This is a genomic window from Arthrobacter sp. PvP023 (assembly GCF_017832975.1).
In the GTDB taxonomy this organism is placed as follows: Bacteria; Actinomycetota; Actinomycetes; order Actinomycetales; family Micrococcaceae; genus Arthrobacter.
This window is the reverse complement of sequence record NZ_JAFIBI010000001.1, coordinates 4,103,099-4,122,302: the sequence shown is the minus strand read 5'-3', so window position 1 is coordinate 4,122,302 and position 19,204 is coordinate 4,103,099. Positions and strand designations below refer to the sequence as shown.

18 protein-coding genes are annotated in these 19,204 nt (G+C 65.5%); 14 read left to right on the top strand and 4 right to left on the bottom strand.

Going from position 1 to position 19,204, the window contains the following annotated elements:
- Position 1 precedes the first annotated feature (1 nt).
- From JOE31_RS18650 to JOE31_RS18630, 5 genes are all read left to right on the top strand, one after another.
- Entirely contained in the window at positions 2-1,513 is a 1,512-nt protein-coding gene (locus JOE31_RS18650) for a CoA-acylating methylmalonate-semialdehyde dehydrogenase (RefSeq protein WP_209747152.1), read from the top strand.
- Between the two features lie 91 nt (positions 1,514-1,604).
- Positions 1,605-2,516, top strand: a complete 912-nt coding sequence (locus JOE31_RS18645) for a sugar phosphate isomerase/epimerase (protein WP_209747150.1) — start codon at positions 1,605-1,607, stop codon at positions 2,514-2,516.
- A gap of 36 nt (positions 2,517-2,552) precedes the next feature.
- The gene (locus tag JOE31_RS18640) at positions 2,553-3,566 is read left to right on the top strand and encodes a Gfo/Idh/MocA family protein (RefSeq protein WP_209747148.1); all 1,014 of its coding nucleotides are present in this window, start codon (positions 2,553-2,555) and stop codon (positions 3,564-3,566) included.
- A gap of 116 nt (positions 3,567-3,682) precedes the next feature.
- Entirely contained in the window at positions 3,683-4,555 is an 873-nt protein-coding gene (locus tag JOE31_RS18635) for a sugar phosphate isomerase/epimerase family protein (protein ID WP_209747146.1), read from the top strand.
- Positions 4,556-4,565: 10 nt separating this feature from the next.
- On the top strand, positions 4,566-6,032 hold the full coding sequence (locus JOE31_RS18630) for a sugar porter family MFS transporter (RefSeq protein ID WP_209747144.1): 1,467 nt from the start codon (positions 4,566-4,568) through the stop codon (positions 6,030-6,032).
- A gap of 110 nt (positions 6,033-6,142) precedes the next feature.
- Here the strand turns inward: JOE31_RS18630 and JOE31_RS18625 are convergent, their stop codons facing one another.
- Positions 6,143-6,592 carry a MarR family winged helix-turn-helix transcriptional regulator gene (locus tag JOE31_RS18625; RefSeq protein ID WP_209747142.1) on the bottom strand — a complete coding sequence of 150 codons (450 nt, stop codon included), beginning with the start codon at positions 6,590-6,592 and terminating at the stop codon, positions 6,143-6,145.
- 164 nt (positions 6,593-6,756) lie between these two features.
- On the opposite strand from JOE31_RS18625, the gene JOE31_RS18620 reads away from it, so the two are divergent.
- From JOE31_RS18620 to JOE31_RS18595, 6 genes are all read left to right on the top strand, one after another.
- Positions 6,757-7,980, top strand: coding sequence for an MFS transporter (locus JOE31_RS18620; RefSeq protein WP_209747140.1), 1,224 nt, complete (start codon positions 6,757-6,759; stop codon positions 7,978-7,980).
- A 248-nt stretch (positions 7,981-8,228) separates the two neighbouring features.
- Positions 8,229-9,224, top strand: coding sequence for a substrate-binding domain-containing protein (locus JOE31_RS18615; protein ID WP_209747138.1), 996 nt, complete (start codon positions 8,229-8,231; stop codon positions 9,222-9,224).
- 52 nt (positions 9,225-9,276) lie between these two features.
- Complete coding sequence (locus JOE31_RS18610; protein ID WP_209747136.1) at positions 9,277-10,326, top strand: ABC transporter permease; 1,050 nt, start codon at positions 9,277-9,279, stop codon at positions 10,324-10,326.
- 13 nt (positions 10,327-10,339) lie between these two features.
- The gene (locus tag JOE31_RS18605; protein WP_209747134.1) at positions 10,340-11,263 is read left to right on the top strand and encodes an ATP-binding cassette domain-containing protein; all 924 of its coding nucleotides are present in this window, start codon (positions 10,340-10,342) and stop codon (positions 11,261-11,263) included.
- Positions 11,264-11,382: 119 nt separating this feature from the next.
- The gene (locus JOE31_RS18600) at positions 11,383-12,489 is read left to right on the top strand and encodes a Gfo/Idh/MocA family oxidoreductase (RefSeq protein WP_209747133.1); all 1,107 of its coding nucleotides are present in this window, start codon (positions 11,383-11,385) and stop codon (positions 12,487-12,489) included.
- Positions 12,486-13,520: a Gfo/Idh/MocA family oxidoreductase gene (locus tag JOE31_RS18595; protein ID WP_209747131.1), complete on the top strand. Its 1,035-nt coding sequence runs from the start codon at positions 12,486-12,488 to the stop codon at positions 13,518-13,520. Before JOE31_RS18600 ends, JOE31_RS18595 begins: the two co-directional genes overlap by 4 nt.
- 91 nt (positions 13,521-13,611) lie before the next feature.
- Here JOE31_RS18595 and iolB read toward each other — a convergent pair whose 3' ends face one another.
- The 3 genes from iolB to JOE31_RS18580 all read right to left on the bottom strand — a co-directional run bounded on the left by iolB (position 13,612) and on the right by JOE31_RS18580 (position 16,301).
- Positions 13,612-14,514, bottom strand: a complete 903-nt coding sequence (iolB, locus tag JOE31_RS18590) for a 5-deoxy-glucuronate isomerase (protein ID WP_209747129.1) — start codon at positions 14,512-14,514, stop codon at positions 13,612-13,614.
- A 52-nt stretch (positions 14,515-14,566) separates the two neighbouring features.
- On the bottom strand, positions 14,567-15,307 hold the full coding sequence (locus tag JOE31_RS18585) for a GntR family transcriptional regulator (RefSeq protein WP_209747127.1): 741 nt from the start codon (positions 15,305-15,307) through the stop codon (positions 14,567-14,569).
- Between the two features lie 166 nt (positions 15,308-15,473).
- Positions 15,474-16,301 (bottom strand): gamma-glutamyl-gamma-aminobutyrate hydrolase family protein, encoded by an 828-nt coding sequence (locus JOE31_RS18580; RefSeq protein WP_209747125.1) that lies wholly within the window; start codon positions 16,299-16,301, stop codon positions 15,474-15,476.
- 40 nt (positions 16,302-16,341) lie between these two features.
- On the opposite strand from JOE31_RS18580, the gene JOE31_RS18575 reads away from it, so the two are divergent.
- From JOE31_RS18575 to JOE31_RS18565, 3 genes are all read left to right on the top strand, one after another.
- Positions 16,342-16,830, top strand: a complete 489-nt coding sequence (locus JOE31_RS18575) for a polyketide cyclase / dehydrase and lipid transport (protein ID WP_209747123.1) — start codon at positions 16,342-16,344, stop codon at positions 16,828-16,830.
- 48 nt (positions 16,831-16,878) lie between these two features.
- Entirely contained in the window at positions 16,879-17,586 is a 708-nt protein-coding gene (locus JOE31_RS18570; protein WP_209747121.1) for a FadR/GntR family transcriptional regulator, read from the top strand.
- Positions 17,587-17,812: 226 nt separating this feature from the next.
- Positions 17,813-19,195 (top strand): MFS transporter, encoded by a 1,383-nt coding sequence (locus tag JOE31_RS18565; RefSeq protein WP_374100863.1) that lies wholly within the window; start codon positions 17,813-17,815, stop codon positions 19,193-19,195.
- The last annotated feature ends 9 nt before the right edge of the window (positions 19,196-19,204 follow it).

Genomic DNA, 19,204 nt, shown 5'->3' with positions numbered 1-19,204 from the left:
GATGAGCACCCTCACCACCACCAAGACCATCCACCACTTCATCAACGGCGCCGAAACTGCAGGCGAGGGCGACCGCACCCAGCCCGTCTACAACCCCGCCACCGGCGCGGTCACCGCAGAGCTGCGGCTGGCCAACCGGGCGGACCTGGACGTCACCGTTGCCGCCGCCCGCAAAGCCGCCGACAGCTGGGGCGACATCTCCCTGGCCAAGCGCACCGCGGTGCTGTTCAAATTCCGCGAACTCGTCGGCGCCCACGTGGACGACCTCGCCGAACTGATCACCGCAGAGCACGGCAAGGTCCTGTCCGACGCCAAGGGCGAGATCGGCCGCGGCCTGGAGGTCATCGAGTTCGCCTGCGGCATCCCGCAGCTGCTCAAGGGCGACTACTCGGACCAGGTCTCCACCGGCATCGACGTCTTCTCCTTCCGCGAGCCCCTCGGCGTCGTCGCCGGCATCACCCCGTTCAACTTCCCCGTCATGGTGCCGCTGTGGATGGCACCGATGGCGATCGCCACCGGCAACGCCTTCATCCTCAAGCCCTCCGAACGTGATCCCTCCGCCTCGATGCTGCTGGCCAAGCTGTGGAAGGACGCGGGCCTGCCCGACGGCGTGTTCCAGGTCCTGCACGGCGACAAGGAGACCGTCGAAGGCCTCCTGACCCACCCGGACGTGGACGGCATCTCCTTCGTCGGCTCCACCCCGATCGCCCAGTACGTCCACGAGACCGCCACCAAGCACGGCAAGCGCGTCCAGGCCCTGGGCGGCGCAAAGAACCACGCCATCGTGATGCCCGACGCCGACCTGGACAACGCCGCCGACCACCTCGCCGCCGCCGCCTTCGGCTCCGCCGGGGAACGCTGCATGGCCATCTCCGTCGCCGTCGCCGTCGGCGACGCCGCCGAACTGCTGGTCAAGAAGGTCGAAGAGCGCGCCCTCGCCGTCAAGGTCAACAACGGCACCGCGCCCGACGCCGAAATGGGCCCGGTCATCACTCCGGCTTCCAAGGAACGCATCGTAAAGATCGTCACCGAAGCCGAAGCAGCCGGCGCCGCGATGGTGGTGGACGGCCGTGACCTCGTGGTCCCGGGCCACGAAGAAGGCTTCTGGGTGGGCCCCACCGTCCTGGACCACGTCCAGACCGAAATGACCGCCTACACCGAGGAAATCTTCGGACCCGTCCTCGTCGTCGTCCGGGTCGAGGACCTCGACGCCGGCATCAACCTGATCAACGCCAACCCCTACGGCAACGGCACCGCGATCTTCACCTCCTCCGGCGCCAACGCCCGCAAGTTCCAGCGCTCCGTGACCGTGGGCATGATCGGCATCAACGTGCCCCTTCCGGTTCCGGTTGCCTACCACTCCTTCGGCGGCTGGAAGGCCTCCTTGTTCGGCGACAAGCACATCTACGGCCCGGAAGGCGTCTCCTTCTACACCCGTGGCAAAGTAGTTACCTCACGCTGGCCCGAGCCCACCCACGCCTCGGGTGCCTCGTACAACTTCCCGTCCAACTAGCGACCCGACTACCCACCATCGACTGCTCCGCAACCGCCGTTTTGAGCGTCCAAAACGGCACCTGTGGAGCAACGGATGAGAAGGAATGGCAATGACTGAGAACAAACTGATCATCGGCACCGCACCGGACTCCTGGGGCGTCTGGTTCGCGGATGACCCCAAGCAGACCCCGTGGGAGCGGTTCCTCGACGAGGTGGCCGAGTCCGGGTACAAGTGGATAGAACTCGGGCCCTACGGCTACCTGCCGAACGATCCCGCCCGGCTGGCCGACGAGCTCAAGCAGCGCGACCTGAAGGTCACGGCCGGAACGGTTTTCACCGCGTTCCACCGCGGACTGGACCAGTGGGAGGCTGCCTGGGAGCCGGCACGCAGGGTCGCCGAGCTGACGGCGGCCATGGGCGGCGAGCACATCGTGGTCATCCCGGCCATGTGGCGCGACGACGTCACCGGCGAGGCAGTGGAAAGCGGCCAGCTGACCGAGAAGGCCTGGAGCGATCTGTTCGCCGGCCACAACCGGCTGGGCAAGACCCTGCTGGAGGACTTCGGGCTGAAGCAGCAGTTCCACTCCCACGCGGATTCCCACGTCGGAGCCCAGGAGGACATCGAAACCCTCCTGGCTGCCACGGACTCCAAGTACCTGAACCTGTGCCTGGACACCGGCCACGCCGAATACTGCGGAGCATCCAGCCTTGAGCTCATCAAGAACTACCCGGACCGCATCGGGTACCTGCACCTGAAGCAGATCAACCCGGACATCCTCAGGCAAGTCAACGAGGAAAACATGACCTGGGCCGCAGCCAACCTTGCCGGCGTCATGACCGAGCCGCCGAACGGACTGCCGGACCTGCGCGCCGTCATCGAAGCGGTGGAAGCGCTGAACCGCCCCATCTTCGGCATCGTGGAGCAGGATATGTACCCGGTGGCCTTCGACGTCCCCATGCCGATCGCCAAACGCACACGCAACTACCTGCTGTCCTGCGGTTCCCGCACGGCAGTCAACTAACAGCCGCCCAGGCACCCGAAACGTAAGGAAAGAACAATGACTGAAACCCTTCGCGTCGCCGTCATCGGCGCCGGCCGCATGGGCGCGGACCACATCCAGCGCCTCAGCAAGCGCATCCACGGCGCTGAAGTCGCCGCCGTCGTCGACGTCGACCTTGCCCGTGCACAGGCAGCCATCGAAGGCATCCCGGGCGCAGTGGCCCTGGCCGATGCCGAAGAGGCGCTGAACAACGGGGACGTCAACGCCGTCCTGATCGCCACGCCGGGCTTCCTGCACGAGGACATCCTGCTGAAGGCCCTTGCCAAGGACATCCCGATCCTCTGCGAGAAGCCGCTCACCCCGGACGCCGAATCAGCATGGAAGATCGTCCAGGCCGAGGAGGAGCTGGGCCACAAGCGCATCCAGGTGGGCTTCATGCGCCGCTTCGACGCCGAATACGCTGCCCTGGGACAGGTCATCCGGGACCACGAGCTGGGTGAACTGCTGATGCTGCACCACCAGCACCGCAACCCCACCACGCCGCCGGGCTTCACCAACGAGATGCTCATCAACGATTCTGTGGTGCACGAGTTCGACGCCATCCGGTTCTTCACCGGCGAGGAAATCACCAGCGTCCAGGTCCGTCTTGGCAAGGCCACGAAGAACGCCCCGGCCGGCCAGCACGATCCCCAGCACGTCCTGGTGGAAACCGAGTCAGGCGTGCTCGCCGACGTCGAAATCTACGTCAACGCGAAGTTCGGCTACGAAGTGGCCACGCAGGCCGCGTTCGAAGACGGCATCGTCAACATTGGCGGCGACAAGGGACCGTACACCCGCAGCGCCGGCCGCTGGGGCGGCCATGTCACTCCCGGTTTCGAAGAGCGCTTCGGTGCGGCGTACGACGTCGAGATCCAGTCCTGGGTGGACGCGGCACTCCGCGGCGAAATCGGAGGCCCCACCGCTTGGGACGGCTACGCCACTGCGGCATGCTGCGAAGCCGGCGTGGAAGCTCAGAAGAACGGCGAGAAGGTGGCCGTGAAGCTGAACGCCAAGCCTGCCCTTTACGGCTAAGCCCGTTCGCCCCAGGAGTTTTTGTCCAGATAGCGCGACATCAAGGCCCTTTTGGGCGCGTTATCTGGACAAAAACCCGGTTCGACAACTGACTCACCCATAATGGAGTGTTCCCCGTGAAAATCGCACTTGATCCAACGCCGTTCCACCATTCGCACACCTTGCTCGAATTTCCCCGCGTGGTGGCGGACCTCGGCTACAAGTACATGCAGATGACCCCGCACGCCGACTTCATCCCGTTCTACAACCACCCCAAGGCCGACGACGAACTGGTGGGCAAGCTCAACAAGGCCTGCCAGGATGTGGGGGTCGAGATCGCCTCAGTGCTTCCCGTCCTGCGCTGGTCCGGGCCGGACGAGGATGCCCGCGAAGCTGCCGTCCGCTACTGGAAGCGCGTCATCCAGATCACCGTGGACCTCGGCGTCAGCACCATCAACACCGAGTTCAGCGGACGCCCGGAGAAGGCCGAGGAATCAGAGCGCGCCTTCTACCGCTCCATGGAGGAGCTGCTGCCCATCATCGAACGCGAGGGCCTGGACCTGCTGATCGATCCGCACCCGGACGACTTCGTGGAGGAAGGCCTGGCCGCCATCCGCGTCATCCGCGGCCTGAACTCCAAGAATATCGGCCTGGTCTACGTGGCCTCGCACAGCTTCCACATGAAGAACGCGCCGTTGGACATCATGCGCGCCGCGGGGGACAAGCTCCGGCTGGTCCACGTGGCAGACACCATGAACCACCATGCCTCGCACGGCCTGCGCTACATCACCAACCCGCCCGGCAACCAGATCCGCGTGCACCAGCACCTGAAAATTGGCGACGGCGACGTCAACTGGGAGGAATTCTTCGGCGGCCTGCAGGAAATCGGCTTCCTGGACCGCGAAGACACCGTGATGGTATCCAGCGTCTTCGCCGAAGACGAGAACGCCGCGGAGGTTTCCCGCTACCAGCTGGACGCGATGAACAACTACATCGCCAAAGCAGGCTAGCGGCCGCCCTATGAAGCAAACGGAAAATACGCTCCCCGGAACTTCTACCCGGTCGCTGGCCGGAGCCGACGGCCCCGCCAGTGGTGCCGCCAATCCCAAAGGGTTTATGCGGCGGGTGGCCCTGTTCTCCACGTTCGGCGGCCTGCTCTTCGGCTACGACACCGGTGTCATCAACGGTGCCCTGCCGTTCATGCAGCGCGACCTCGGGCTGACGCCGCTGACTGAAGGCCTGGTCACGTCCACCCTGCTGTTCGGCGCGGCCTTCGGCGCAATCACTGCCGGCCGGCTGTCCGACCGTTTCGGCCGCCGCCGGACCATCATGGCGCTGGCGCTCATCTTCGCCGTCTCCACGATCGCCTGTTCCATGGCGCCCACCACCGAGCTGCTGGTGGCAGCCCGTACAGTCCTGGGCCTTGCGGTGGGCGGGGCGTCGGTGATCGTGCCCGTGTACCTTGCGGAAATGTCGCCGGCTGCCCAGCGCGGGCGGATCGTCACGCAGAATGAGCTCATGATCGTCACGGGACAGTTCCTGGCGTTCACGTTCAATGCTGTCCTGGGCAACGCCTTCCCCGAGGCGTCCCACGTGTGGCGCTGGATGCTGGTCATTGCTACGCTGCCCGCCGTCGTGCTCTGGTTCGGAATGCTGGTGCTGCCCGAAAGCCCCCGCTGGCTGGCCTCGGCCGGACGCTTCGGCGACGTTCTCGAGGTGCTGCGCAAGACCCGGGCACCGGCCGATGTCTCGACGGAATTCGATGAGGTGCGGCAGGCCGCCCGGGAAGACTACCAATCCAAGCTCGGAACGTACCGGGACCTCACCGTGCCATGGATCCGCAGGATCTTCGTGGTGGGCCTGGGCATGGCGGTCATCAACCAGATCAGCGGCGTCAACGCCATCATGTACTACGGCACCTCGATCCTCTCCAGCTCCGGCTTCGGGGATCAGGGCGCCCTGCTTGCCAACGTGGTCAACGGCATCACCTCCGTGGTCGCCGTCATTGTCGGCATGTCCCTGATGACGAAGGTGCGCAGGAAGTCCATGCTGATCGTGGGCCTGGTCGGCACGGCATCTTCGCTGCTGGCCATTGGCCTGATATCCATGCTGGTCCCGGAAGGCATCGCCCGCGGCTATCTGGTGCTGCTGTTTATGGTGACGTTCCTGGCGTCCATGCAGTCCTGCATCGGCACGGTGACATGGCTGACCATGTCCGAGATCTTCCCGCTGCATGTGCGCGGCATCGGCATGGGCATCTGTGTGTTCGTGCTGTGGATGATCAACTTCCTGATCGGATTCTTCTTCCCGCAGATGGTGGCCTCGATCGGCGTTTCAACGACGTTCTTCATCTTCGTGGCCATCCAGCTGGCAGCCATCGTGTGGGTGAAGCGGGTAGTTCCGGAGACCAAGGACAAGAGCCTTGAGGACCTTGAGCACTACTTCAAGAACGCCGCAGCCAAGGACCTGGCCGGAGTCGCCAAGTAACCACAGCCAAATCGAGTTTTTGTCCAGATAATGCCTCTTTGAACGATTCAAAGGGGCATTATCTGGACAAAAACTCTTTAAGAGGAGCTACGGCGATGGCTGGGGCGGGTCTAGGCGTGCGCGTGCAGCCTGGGCAGCGCGTCAACCAGCGGGGCAAGCTCGGGGATTTCCTGCGCCTCGGCAAGGGCCCGCTCCAGCGTGGCGTCGTGGGTGGGCCGCGCCTCGTCCAGCAGCTTGATGCCGCTCTCTGTCAGTTCGGTGTAGATGCCGCGGCGGTCATCCGCACAGAGGATGCGCGTGAGCAGGCCGCGGTCCTCGAGCCTGTTGACCAGCCTCGTGGTGGCGCTGGCGCTCAGCGCGGTGGCGCGGGCCAGCTGCTGCATGCGCATGTGCCAACCGTCCTGCCGGCTCAGGGCGTCGAGCACTGTGTACTCGACCACGGACAGCTGGGCCTCGGCCTGGAGCGAGCGTTCCAGCTCCGACTCGATCAGGCCGTGCAGGGCCGCGAGGGTCCGCCACCCCTGCGCGCGGACTTCAACGGCGTCGTCCTTGATGCCCATCGTGTACTTCCCTTCGAATCGCGTACCCCACGGATATGAAACGGGGCACAACAAATAATAGTTGCTTGCGCGTGGTATCTGCTTGTGCAACAATAAATAACGCGTCTGCAACTATAAGCTTACGCGCCCTACCCCATTCCGTACAGTTTTGAAGGAGCTCCGCCATGCCCATTGGCCTGTTAGCCCTAGCCCTCGGCGGGTTCGGTATCGGACTCACCGAGTTCGTAATCATGGGCCTGCTGCCCGAGGTCGCCGCCGACTTCAGCGTCAGCGAGGCCACGGCCGGCTGGCTGATCTCCGGCTATGCGCTCGCCGTCGTCGTCGGCGCCCTGCTGCTCACGGCGGCCGTGACACGCTTCGAACGCAAGCCGGTCCTGGCCGTCCTGCTGGTGCTGTTCATTGGCGGCAACCTGGTCTCCGCCATCGCCCCCGACTACTCCATGATGATGATCGGCCGGATTGTGGCCGCCCTGGCCCATGGGGCGTTCTTCGGCATTGGGGCGGTGGTGGCCGCGGACATGGTGGCGCCCACCAAGAAGGCCGGTGCCATCGCCATCATGTTCACCGGTCTTACGGCCGCGAACGTCCTTGGTGTCCCGTTCGGCACCATGCTCGGCCAGGCCGCCGGGTGGCGCTCCACCTTCTGGGCCATCACGGGGATTGGTGTCCTCGCCCTGGCGGGCATCCTGACGCTGGTGCCCCGGACCGGCCAGGGGCGCGCCGCGGCCCAGGCTGCCTCCGGCGGGCTCCGCAGCGAGCTGCGCGCCTTCCGGTCCGGCCAGGTGTGGCTGTCCATCCTCGTCACCATCCTGGGTTACGGCGGTATGTTCGGCGCCTTCACCTACATCGCCTATACCCTCACCGAGGTCACCGGCTTCGCGGCGTCCACCGTGCCCTGGCTCCTGATCCTCTTCGGCATCGGACTGTTCATCGGTAACACCGTGGGTGGGAAGGCCGCGGATCGCAACGTGGACGGCACTCTGCTGGTAGTCCTCGCCGCGCTGGTGGTGATTCTGGTGGCCTTCGCCCTGACCGCCGGCAGCCAGCCCCTCACCATCGCCTCCATTGTGCTCATGGGCGGCTTCGGCTTCGCCACTGTCCCGGGGCTCCAGATGCGCGTCATGAAGTACGCCTATAGCGCCCCCACCCTGGCCTCCGGCGCCAACATCGGCGCCTTCAACGTCGGCAACGCCCTTGGCGCCTGGCTGGGTGGCGTCACCATCACAGCGGGCCTCGGCTACACCTCGCCGATCTGGGCCGGTGCCGGGATCACCCTTCTGGGCCTCGGCGTGATGGCATTCGCCGCCGCGAAGGCCCGGCGGCAGGATCAAAATCGTACGACGGCGGCCGCCGCGCCTGCTGCTGCCGGGGCGCCCGTCGGCGTGTAGGCATCCACGGTGACCCCCGCCGCCGCCTGACCGGCGCGGCCTGGGGCTCTCACATTGGATTGCCGGGGGTGACGGCATTGCCCGCCACCCCCGGCTTTTCCATGTCATCAAATGTGATTTCAGGTTAAAACATCCTAATGTCAGGACAAACTATTGACATTAGTGAGCCCAATCACCATGATCGAGGTAGACAGTGCTCCGGCGGCTGCAGAGTGGCAGCCCGGGAACTGAGATCAAAGGAGATTCAGGTGGCTAATTTTTCCTGGCGCAAGGCAGCCCTTGTTGCGGCGGTAGTGCCGATGATGGCGTTGAGCGCGTGTTCAAGCACCGGCGGAAAGCCCGCCGAGACGGGTGGCGGCGCAGGTGGTGGCCAGGCCGCAAGCACGGACCGCATCAAGGTGGCTCTCATCACCCACGCGGCCGCGGGTGATACCTTCTGGGACATCGTCCGCAAGGGTGCCGAGGAAGCGTCGGCGAAGGACAACGTTGAACTCCTCTACACGTCCGACCCCGAAGCCGGGCGTCAGGCTCAGCTCATCCAGCAGGCAATAGATCAGAAGGTCGACGGCATCGCGGTCACGCTCGCCAAACCGGAAGCCCTCAAAGATGTCCTGAAGAAGGCCGCCGACGCGGGCATCCCGATTGTGAGCCTCAACGCCGGCGAGGGTGTCTCGGCGCAGCTGGGAGCGTTCACGCACTTCGGCTCCAACGAGCAGCTCGCCGGTCAGGCCGTGGGCACCAAGCTGGCCGGGGACGGATTCAAGCACCCGGTCTGCGTGATCCAGGAGCAGGGCCACGTCGGACTTGAAGCGCGCTGCGCCGGCGTCAAGGCCAAGGTGCCCGGAACGGAGATCCTTTACGTTGACGGCAAGGACATGACCTCTGTCCAGTCCACCGCCACCGCCAAGCTCCAGGCTTCCAAGGACGCCGACGTCATCATCGGCCTCGGCGCTCCCATCACGCTGACACTCCTCAAGTCGGTCACTGACGCCGGCAGCTCAGCCAAGGTTGCAAGCTTCGACCTGAACGCGGATCTCGCCCAGAAGATCGTCGACGGAGCAGTGCTGTTCACGGTGGATCAGCAGCCGTGGCTGCAGGGCTACGGAGCGATTGATGCGCTGTGGCAGAACAAGCGCGGTGGATTCAAGCTCGGCGGAGGCCAGCCCGTCCTGACGGGCCCGGCTATCGTCGACAAATCAAATGCTGCCGATGTCCTGAAGTTCGCCCAGCAGGGCATCCGTTAACAGCCCGCTGGCCGGGCCGGTTCATGCCGGCCCGGCAGCAAGGAGAATTATCATGACCGCCACCCAGACCAAGCCAAAGCCCGCGGCGCCCGACGAGCGCGTCGCCAAACGCAGTCCGTTCCAGAAACTCCTCGGACGCCCCGAGGTCGGTGCCCTGGTGGGCGCCATCGTCCTGTTCATCTTCTTCGCACTGGTCTCCCCGACGTTTACCCAGCCCAATGCGTTGGCGACCATCCTGTACGGCTCCTCCACGATCGGGATCATGGCCGTGGGGGTGTCCTTGCTGATGATTGGCGGGGAGTTCGACCTCTCCACCGGCGTCGCCGTGATCTCCTCGGCACTGACGGCATCGCTGTTCAGCTGGTACTTCAGCACGAACGTCTGGGTCGGAGTCGTCCTGGCTTTGGTGGTGTCCCTGGGCATCGGCTTCATCAACGGCTGGATCCTGATGAAGACCAAGCTGCCCTCCTTTATTGTCACCCTGGCCACGTTCCTGATGCTGACCGGCCTGAACCTGGGCCTGACCCGCCTGATCGGCGGCTCGGTCTCCTCACCCTCCATCTCAAACATGGACGGCTTCGCCGCGGCCCGGGCGGTGTTCGCATCCTCGGTGACCATCGGCGGGGTCGACGTCAAAATCACCGTGTTCATCTGGTTCGCCCTCGTCGCGGTGGCGACCTGGGTGCTGATGCGGACGCGGGTCGGGAACTGGATCTTCGCCGTCGGCGGCGACGCGAACGCGGCCCGCGCCGTGGGTGTGCCGGTCAAGGCCACCAAGATCGGCCTATTCATGGCCGTGGGCTTCTGCGGCTGGATCCTGGGTATGCACAACCTCTTCGCCTTCGACACCGTACAGTCCGGTGAAGGCGTGGGCAACGAGTTCCTCTACATCATTGCCGCGGTGATCGGTGGTTGCCTCCTCACCGGCGGCTACGGCTCGGCGATCGGCGGCGCGATCGGCGCGTTCATTTTCGGCATGGCCAACAAGGGCATCGTCTACGCGCAGTGGAACCCGGACTGGTTCAAGTTCTTCCTGGGCCTGATGCTGCTGCTGGCCACCATCGTCAATCTCATCGTCAAGCGCCGCGCAGAGCTCAAGTAAAGGAGCCGGAGAAATGAATGCCAAACAGATTGACCAGCAGACCCTGCTCCAGAACGAAACCGATCCGCTGACGCACACTCCGGTGCATCTGCTCTCGCTGGAAAAGGTCGGCAAGCACTATGGCAACATCGTCGCCCTGACCGACGTCACGATGGCCGTGGACAACGGCCGCGTCACCTGCGTCCTGGGCGACAACGGCGCCGGCAAGTCCACCTTGATCAAGATCATCGCCGGCCTGCACCAGCACGACGAGGGCGTTCTGAAGGTCATGGGGGAGGAACGGAAGTTCACCTCCCCTCGAGACGCCCTCGACGTCGGCATCGCCACCGTCTACCAGGACCTCGCCGTGGTGCCGCTGATGCCGATCTGGCGGAACTTCTTCCTCGGCTCGGAGTTGAACTCCGGCTTTGGCCCGTTCAAGAGCCTGGACGTCGAGAAAATGAAGGACATCACCAAGCACGAACTCGCCGAGATGGGCATCGACCTCCGCGACGTGGAGCAACCCATCGGCCAGCTCTCCGGCGGTGAACGCCAGTGCGTGGCGATCGCACGGGCCGTGTACTTCGGCGCGAAGGTGCTGATCCTTGACGAGCCGACGGCGGCCCTCGGCGTGAAGCAGTCCGGGGTGGTGCTGCGCTACATCCTGCAGGCCCGCGACCGCGGCCTGGGCGTCATTTTCATCACCCACAACCCGCACCACGCCTTCCCCGTCGGTGACCGGTTCCTGCTGCTCAAGCGCGGCAAGTCGATTGGCTACTACGAAAAGAAGGACATCACCCTCGACGAGCTCACCGCCCAGATGGCCGGCGGTGCTGAGCTCGCCGAACTCGCCCACGAGCTCGAACAGATCGGCGGCCACGGCGACGTGGTCAAGGAAGTCAAGAGCGAAGTAGCAGACGTGGCGCAGACCACCACCGGCAAGGCCTACAGCGGCTAACGCCGCAGAAGGAGCAGGGTCAGCCCGTGCCGGGCCCGGCCCTGCTCCGCCGTGCTGTTGGCACCGTGAAGACCCGGGCGGCTCCGCGAGCCGTGACATCCATCGAAAGGACCGGCCCCTTGGCCTACATCACCCAAAACCCCGACGAAGTCCCGGCCCCGGTGCGGATCGGACTCATCGGCTCCGGCTGGATGGGAGCGTTCCATGCCGAGAGCATCGCCCGCCGCGTGCCGGGCGCCGTCCTTGCGGCCATCGCCGACCCGAACCTTGAATCCGCCCAGGCGCTGGCCCGGTCCCTGGGCACAGCCAAAGTGTCTCCGAACGCCGAGGACGTCCTGGCTGACCCGGCAATTGACGCAGTCATCATCGCAAGCCCGGCCCGCTTCCATTCTTCCCTTATCGCACAGGCGGCGGCGGCCGGAAAGCACGTTTTCTGCGAGAAGCCCGCCGGCCTGGGGATCGAAGAGCTTGATGCCGCACTCGCGGCCGTCGAAACCGCCGGCGTGCACTTCCAGATCGGGTTCAACCGCCGGTACGCGGACGATTTCCGGGCTGCCAAGAAGGACCTTGCGGCCGGCACGATCGGGACGCCGCAGCTCATGCGCTCGCTGACCCGGGACCCCGGGAACGGAAGCATTCCGAACGCGGCCAGGGTTCCGGCATGGACCATCTTCCTCGAAACCCTGATCCACGACTTCGACACCCTCAACTGGTTCAACGAAGGTGCCGAACCCGTGGAAGTCTACGCAGTGGCCGACGCCCTCGTGGAGCCGGCACTGCGTGACCAGGGTTTCCTGGACACGGCAGTGGTGACCATCCGCTACAGCAACGGTGCCATTGCAGTGGCGGAAGCAAACTTCAGCGCACTGTACGGGTATGACATCCGCGGGGAGGTCTTCGGCTCCAAGGGTATGGTCCAGGCCGGCCGTGCCACGGAAACCACTGCCCGCCGCTACACCGCCGAGGGACTGTCCGCTGACACTCCGCGGCTCAACGTCGAACTGTTCCGGCAGGCCTACACGGACGAACTGGCCGACTTCGCCGACGTGGTGCGCGCACAGCGCGACGGCGTGCCGCCGTCGTCGTCCGCCTTTACCCTCACGCCGGGAGCCGCCGACGCCAGGCGTGCGCTCGCGATGGCGCTGGCCTGCATCGAATCAGTCAAGCAGGGCGCCCCGGCGGCGGTGGCAGCATCACCGGTCGATTATGCGGAGGAGAAAGCATGAAGGACGTCATTCTTGGCCTGGTCGGAGTAGGCCGGATCGGCGTCATGCACGCCAACAACATCGCCGCGCTGAACGGGGGCCTGAACCCGGAGGGCGTCAACGTCAGACTCCGGCTCACCGACGTCGCGGAAGAGCACGCGCGGACCGTCGCGGCCGGGCTCGGCGCCGAATTCCTTCCCTCGGTGGAGGCACTCCTGTCCTCCGGGCTGGACGGCCTGGTCATTGCCACCGGAACGGCTACCCACCCGGAACTGATCAAGGCAGGTGTGGATGCCGGCATCCCGGTGTTCTGCGAAAAACCGGTGGCCTTGAACGTGGCGGACGCCCGGCCGGTGCTGGACTACATCCGGGACCGGAAGGGTGTGGTGCAGATCGGGCACCAGCGCCGCTTCGACGCCGGCTACCTGGAAGCCCGGCGCGCCTACCAAACCGGCGAGCTGGGCTGGATCCACTCGCTGCGGGCCGTCACGTGCGACATGGCACCCCCTCCGGTGGAGTTCCTGGCGAGCTCCGGCGGCCTCTTCCGGGACTGTTCCGTCCATGACTTCGACATCCTGCGCTGGCTGACCGGCCGGGAAATCGTCGAGGTGTACGCCAAGGGCTCCAATAACGGCGACCCGGCCATCGGCGGGGTGGGGGACGTGGACACCGCGCTCGCGCTGGTGACGTTCGACGACGGCACGGTCGGGACAGTCTCCGCCACCCGGTACAACGGGGCGGGCCACGATGTCCGGCTCGAAATCCAGGGTTCCCGCCGTTCGCTGATGGTGGGGCTGGATGACAAGGCGGCGATGGCATCGGCCGAAGCCGGCATCCACTTCCCCGCGGGGGAGCCGCACAAGACCTTCGCCGAACGCTTCGACCAGGCGTACCGCTCCGAGATGGCGGCCTTCGTGGAGCTGATCCTGGGCCGCAGGGAGAACCCGTGCACCCCGGAGGACGCCGCGGCTGCTTCCCGCGTTGCGGACGCCGCCCAGGAATCGCTGGCAACCGGCGTTCCGGTCCGCGTGGCCCAGAAGGTGGCCCGCTAGGGCCGGCGGACAACGCGCCACCGGTAATAGAAGAAGCCCCTGACCGGCTGAACCGGTCAGGGGCTTCTTCTCGTCTTTAGGCGGTGAAGGTCTACGCGGTGAAAGGCAGCCGCGGGTCCACGTCCTTGCCCTCCCATGTCTGGCGGATCCAGCCGTGGTGGGGGTCGTCGCTGATGAGCCAGTCACGGACGGGGCCGGGGCCGGCCATCACGTTCAGGTAGTACAGGTCGTACCCCGGGGCAGCCATCGCGGGACCGTGCCAGCCGTACGGAACCAGGACGACGTCGCCGGTGCGGACCTCAGCCGACACATCGATGGGCCGATCGTCGGAGGCATAGACGCGCTGGTAGCCGATGGCGTCGCCTTTCACGCCTGAGCCGGCGGCGGGACCGTCCGGCGCGACGCGGGTCTCGAAGTAGTAGATTTCCTCGAGGCTGGTTTCGCCGTCTTTTTCTTCGTCATGCTTGTGCGGGGGATACGAGGACCAGTTGCCGGCCGGGGTGATGACTTCGCAGACGATGAAGCGATCGGCCTCCAGCGCGGCCGGAGTGCCGAAGTTGTGGACCTGCCGTGAGCAGTTGCCGGCACCCCGCAGTTCCACGGGCGTCTCGGCGGCGGTCACGAGCCGGGTCGGGTAGGACGCCTTCGCGGGAGCCGTTGCGACCGCCACCCGGCCGCCATCGGCAGAACTGATGGTGACAGCCTTCTCTGTGCCTGTGTACAGCACGTCGCTGGGGCCGTGGAAAACACTGGCCCTGCCGGCCAGCCGGAAGTCTTCGCCGTCCACCGTGGCGGTGAAGGAACCGCTGAGCGGAACCACGATGCGTTCCTCGCCTGCAGCAGGGAGTTCGACGGCGGCGCCCGCCGGCAGTGTCGCGACTTTGAGCCCGGTGTGGGCCCAGCCGTCCACGTCAAGGACGGAATCGGACGTTCCCAGCGAAATGTCCCAGCTGCCGTCGGCGGCGGAACCCAGCGGATATACCCAGTTGGCCATAGATGTGCACTTTCGTTAGTGGGGGAGTCCAGCCCGGCGCTGGGGCAGGCGCCTAGCGCTGGACAAGGGTCATTTCGAAGCTGTAGGAGTCGCCGCGGTAGACGTGGTGGCCGGTCTCCACCATGCGACCCGTGTCATCCACCGCAGTGCGTTCCATGGTCACCAGTGCCAGGCCGGGCTCCGTATCCAGCAGCGGCGCCTGGTAGTCATTGGCCACCATGGCACCGATGCGCTGCGAGGCCAGCCGGAAGTTCACACCGCCATTGCGCAGGATCGCGTACAGGCCCTGGGCTTCCAGCTGGGCTTCGTCGATGGGGGTGATGTCGTCGCGGACCCAGTTTTCCATCAGGGCAAGCGGTTTGCCGCCCACCTTGCGCAACCTGGTGAAGTGGTAGACCTTGGCACCGGCCGGAAGCTGGAGGGCCTCACGCGTGGGAGCGTCGGCTTCGATATGGGAGAAACTGAGCACCTCGGTGGTGGGCTTGCTCCCGTTATTGGTGAGGTCATCGTAGAGGCTCGAAAGTTCCAGCGGCCTCCGGACCTGGCTGGACACAACCTGTGTCCCCACACCGCGCTTGCGCACCAGGAGCCCGGAACGCACCAGCTCGTCCATGGCCTTGCGCATGGTGGGCCGGGAGAGGTTGAGCTGCGCAGCAAGGTCGATCTCGTTGTCCAGCCGGCTGCCCGGGGGAAGCAGCCCGGTGTGGATGGCGGACTCGATGCCCTGGACCACCTGGTGGTAGAGGGGCACCGGTGAAGAGCGGTCGATGCTGAGATTAAGTTGATTCGCCACTGAGCGCTCCCTTGTGCTCCGCGAGCTCCGAGGGTGCCGGAGGGCCCGCGCATGTCAGCATATGTTCTCTTGATAGGACATACTGCCTTTTTGACGATAATAGCAGGCCGTTTTCCCGGGGCCAAGGACCGCCGGTGGGGTGCCGCCAGAGGTTGGGGGCTAGTCGTCAGGCTCCGCTGCCCGGCCCGGGCCGCGGCCGGTTGCGGCACAATTCCACGAACGCCCGGAAGGGTGCGATGCGTTCCTCGGCCGGGAGCTCCACGACTTCAGGGTGCCATTGAACGGAGGCAACCCAGCGAGCGGGATCCTCCAGCGCCTCCACGGTGCCGTCGCCGGCGACGGCCGTTACTATCAGCCCGTCCGCGACGCGGGCCACCGCCTGGTGGTGTCCCGAAGCGATCTTCACCGTCAGGCCGTCCGCCGCGCCGTCCCTGCCGTAAAGCTGTCCTACCTTGGAACCGGGGAGAATGTCCACGTCGTGCCAGGCCCAGGGTCCCGGTGCCGTTCCCTCGGCGCCGTCCGGCCCAGCGCCGCCCGCCGCGGCTTCGTGGTGCGTCAGGGGGCCGTCCGCCATGTCCTGCACCAGTGTTCCGCCATAGAGGACATTGAGGACCTGGTGTCCGCGGCAGATCCCCAGCAGCGGCAGGCCTTCGTCCAGGCTCCCGCGCGCGACCGCCAGGTCCAGTTCATCCTGTGCGGGGTTCACGTCGTAACACTCGGCGGTCTGCTCTTCCCCGTAGTGCCGCGGGTCGAGGTCTCCGCCGCCGGGGAGTACGACGCCGTCAAGCCCCTTGAGTGTTTCGGCCAGCCCGCCGCCGTCGGAATGTGCGGTCAGCAGCACCGGCTCCCCGCCGCCGCCGCGGACCAGCTCCACAATGTACTCAAACAGCTCATTGGCTTCCCCGACCCGAGGGTCGGGGTCCCGGGAGCTGCTGAGCCGGACCGGGATTCCGATCCGCGGCCGGGCGGGCGGGTGCAGGGGAGGAGTGCGCATGACTCATTCTGCAACAGGCCGAAACGGTTAGGCTTGCCGGATGAGCAACAGATACCTTGTGTCCCGCCACCGCTTCATCCAGGCCGGGCCCGAGGCCATTTTCGAGGTCCTGGCCACGCCCGCCCTGCACAGCGTGATCGACGGGTCTGAGACCGTAAAAGCAGCGCAGCCTCACGGTCCGGAGCGGTTGTCGGCCGGCGCCAGGTTCGGCATGGAAATGAACATGCTGGTGGACTACAAGATCCTCAACACGGTCTGTGAGTTCGAAGAAGGCCGGCGCATCGCCTGGCGGCACTTCTTTGGCCACGTGTGGCGCTATGTGCTGGAGCCCTCCACGGACGCCCGCGGAGTCCCGGGCACGCTGGTTACCGAGCAATGGGATGCCCGGCAGGTCCGGGGGAAGTTCTTCCTTCGGCTGGCCGGCTACCTGCGCCGCCACCCCGCCAACCTGGACGCCACCCTGGCGAAGCTGGACCGGTATGTCGCGGGTTCGGGCCATGATGCTGATCCCGGCCGCGTTCGACAGTAATGTTGAAGGCACCCGCAGCGGCGGGCACGACTGAAGGCAGGAGCCAGGATGGGCCGCAGGACACTCGTTGACGATCTCGTCGACGGCCTGCTCGACGACATCCTCGACGGCAAGCTGAAGCCGCACGATGCCATCCCTCCCGAGGCGGACATCGCGAAGGCCTACGATGTCAGCAGGCTCACCGTACGCGAGGCGCTCAAGGCGCTGCGGGCGCAGAACATCCTCTACGTCAAGGCCGGCCGGGGAACGTTCGTCAACCCCTCGGACAACTGGACCGGACTGGACGCGATCTTCAAGGCTGCCTCGCACGGAAACGGTGCTGACCAGGTGTCCGTGGGGCTGATCGAGATGCGGCGCATGGTGGAAACGGGTGCGGCCTCCCTGGCTGCCAAGCGGCACACCTCCGAGCACGCCGAACAGATGCGGGAGTGCATCACGGACATGAAGCGCTTCCATGAGTCCGGTGACCTGGACCGCTTTGTCGCGGCGGACATCGCATTCCATGATGCAGTGCTGAAGGCCTCGGGCAATCCGTTTGTCCGGGCCCTGTTCGCTCAGCTGGGCCAGCTGCTCTACATGACCAGGCGGGAGACCTCGGCGGTGCCCGAAATCCAGGTTCATGCCATCGAGTACCACCAGAAGGTCATGGACAGCATCCTCAGCGGCGACGCCGAGCTGTCCCGGCGAACCATGGACGAACATATGGACCAGACCTACCGCGATTACGAACGCTACGTCCACCGTTCCGAGCCCTGACACTGCTTATCCGCTGGACGACGGCATCCCTCCTCCGGGCAACCCCCGCCACCGCAGACTCACCCGCCCGGGCTTGACGTAACCCAGATCACGCTTCTATGATCTTTCTCATGTTCTTCCGTCAGATGTCAGACATCAGACTTAGTTAGTCACCCGACGGAAATCCCCCACATCTCCCTCGGATCGCGCCACTGTCCAAGTGCCGCCTCCGTCAGACAGAAGGTCGATGATGACTTCACTTTCCATGCGGTCCGCAGGGCTCGGCGAGCTCGGTGACCGCACGCTCCGCAAGGTCCGCCGCCGCGTTATGCCGCTGATCGTCCTGCTCTACTTCGTCGCCTACCTTGACCGCAACAACGTGGGCTTCGCCAAACTCACCATGAGCGAGGACATCGGCCTCAGCGCTGCTGCCTACGGCCTTGGTGCCGGCATCTTCTTCCTCGGCTACGCCCTGCTGGAAGTGCCGAGCAACGCCGGCATGTACCGCTTCGGCGCACGCAAGTGGCTAGCCCGGATCCTCATCACCTGGGGCATCTTCGCCACCGCCATGGCCCTGGTCAACGGGGAAAGCACCTACTACATCATCCGCTTCCTGCTGGGTGCTGCAGAGGCAGGATTCTTCCCCGCGATCCTCTTCTACCTGACACTGTGGTTCCCGGCCGCGCAGCGTGTCACCGTGCTGGGCATCTTCATCCTGGCCCAGCCCGTTTCCAATGCACTCGGTGCCCCCGTGTCCGGGCTGCTGCTCCAGATGGACGGCATCCTGGGCCTCCAGGGCTGGCAGTGGCTGTACATCATCGAAGGCATCCCTGCCATCCTCCTGGGCCTGCTGACCCCGATCCTGATGACGGACCGCCCGCGGGACGCCAAGTGGCTCAACACTGACGAGCGCGAATGGCTGGCCACCACCATGGAGGCCGAACTGGCCGCCAAGTCCAAGGGCGGAAAGCACAACTTCCTCGCCGGCCTGAAGGACAAGCGCACGCTGGTCTACTCGGCCCTGTACTTCGGCCTGGTCTGCGGCATCTACGGCCTTGGTCTCTGGATGCCCACCATTGTTGCCGCACTGGGCAAGTTCTCCACCGCCGAAGTGGGATTCATCGTGTTCGTTCCCTACGCCGTCGCCGCAGTCTTTGTGTACTTCTGGAGCAAGCGGGCGGACCGGACCGGAAAGCGCGCCTGGCACACTGCCGTCAGCATGGTTCTCGCCGGCATGGGCCTCCTTGCGGCCGGGTACCTGCTCCCGGTCAACCCCATCCTGGCCCTGATTGCCCTCACGGTCTCCGCCATGGGGATCTACGGAGCCATCGCGCCGTTCCTGTCCATGCCGTCCGCGGCGCTCACCGGTGCAGCCGCCGCGTCCGGGCTGGCCCTGGTCAACTCCCTGGGAAACCTTGGCGGCTTCGTGGCACCGTACGCCGTCGGCATGCTCAAAGACGCCACAGGCAACAACCAGAGCGGCCTGCTCTTCCTCTCCTTCTGCCTGTGCGTCACCGCAGTGGCCACCTACCTCTACGCCCGGAAGCGGCCGGAAGGCGATGCCGCCCTGGATCCCGCAGTTGCCGCCGCAGCAGCCGTGAATGTAAACCCGGCCAAAACCCGCTCCTGATCGACCGAA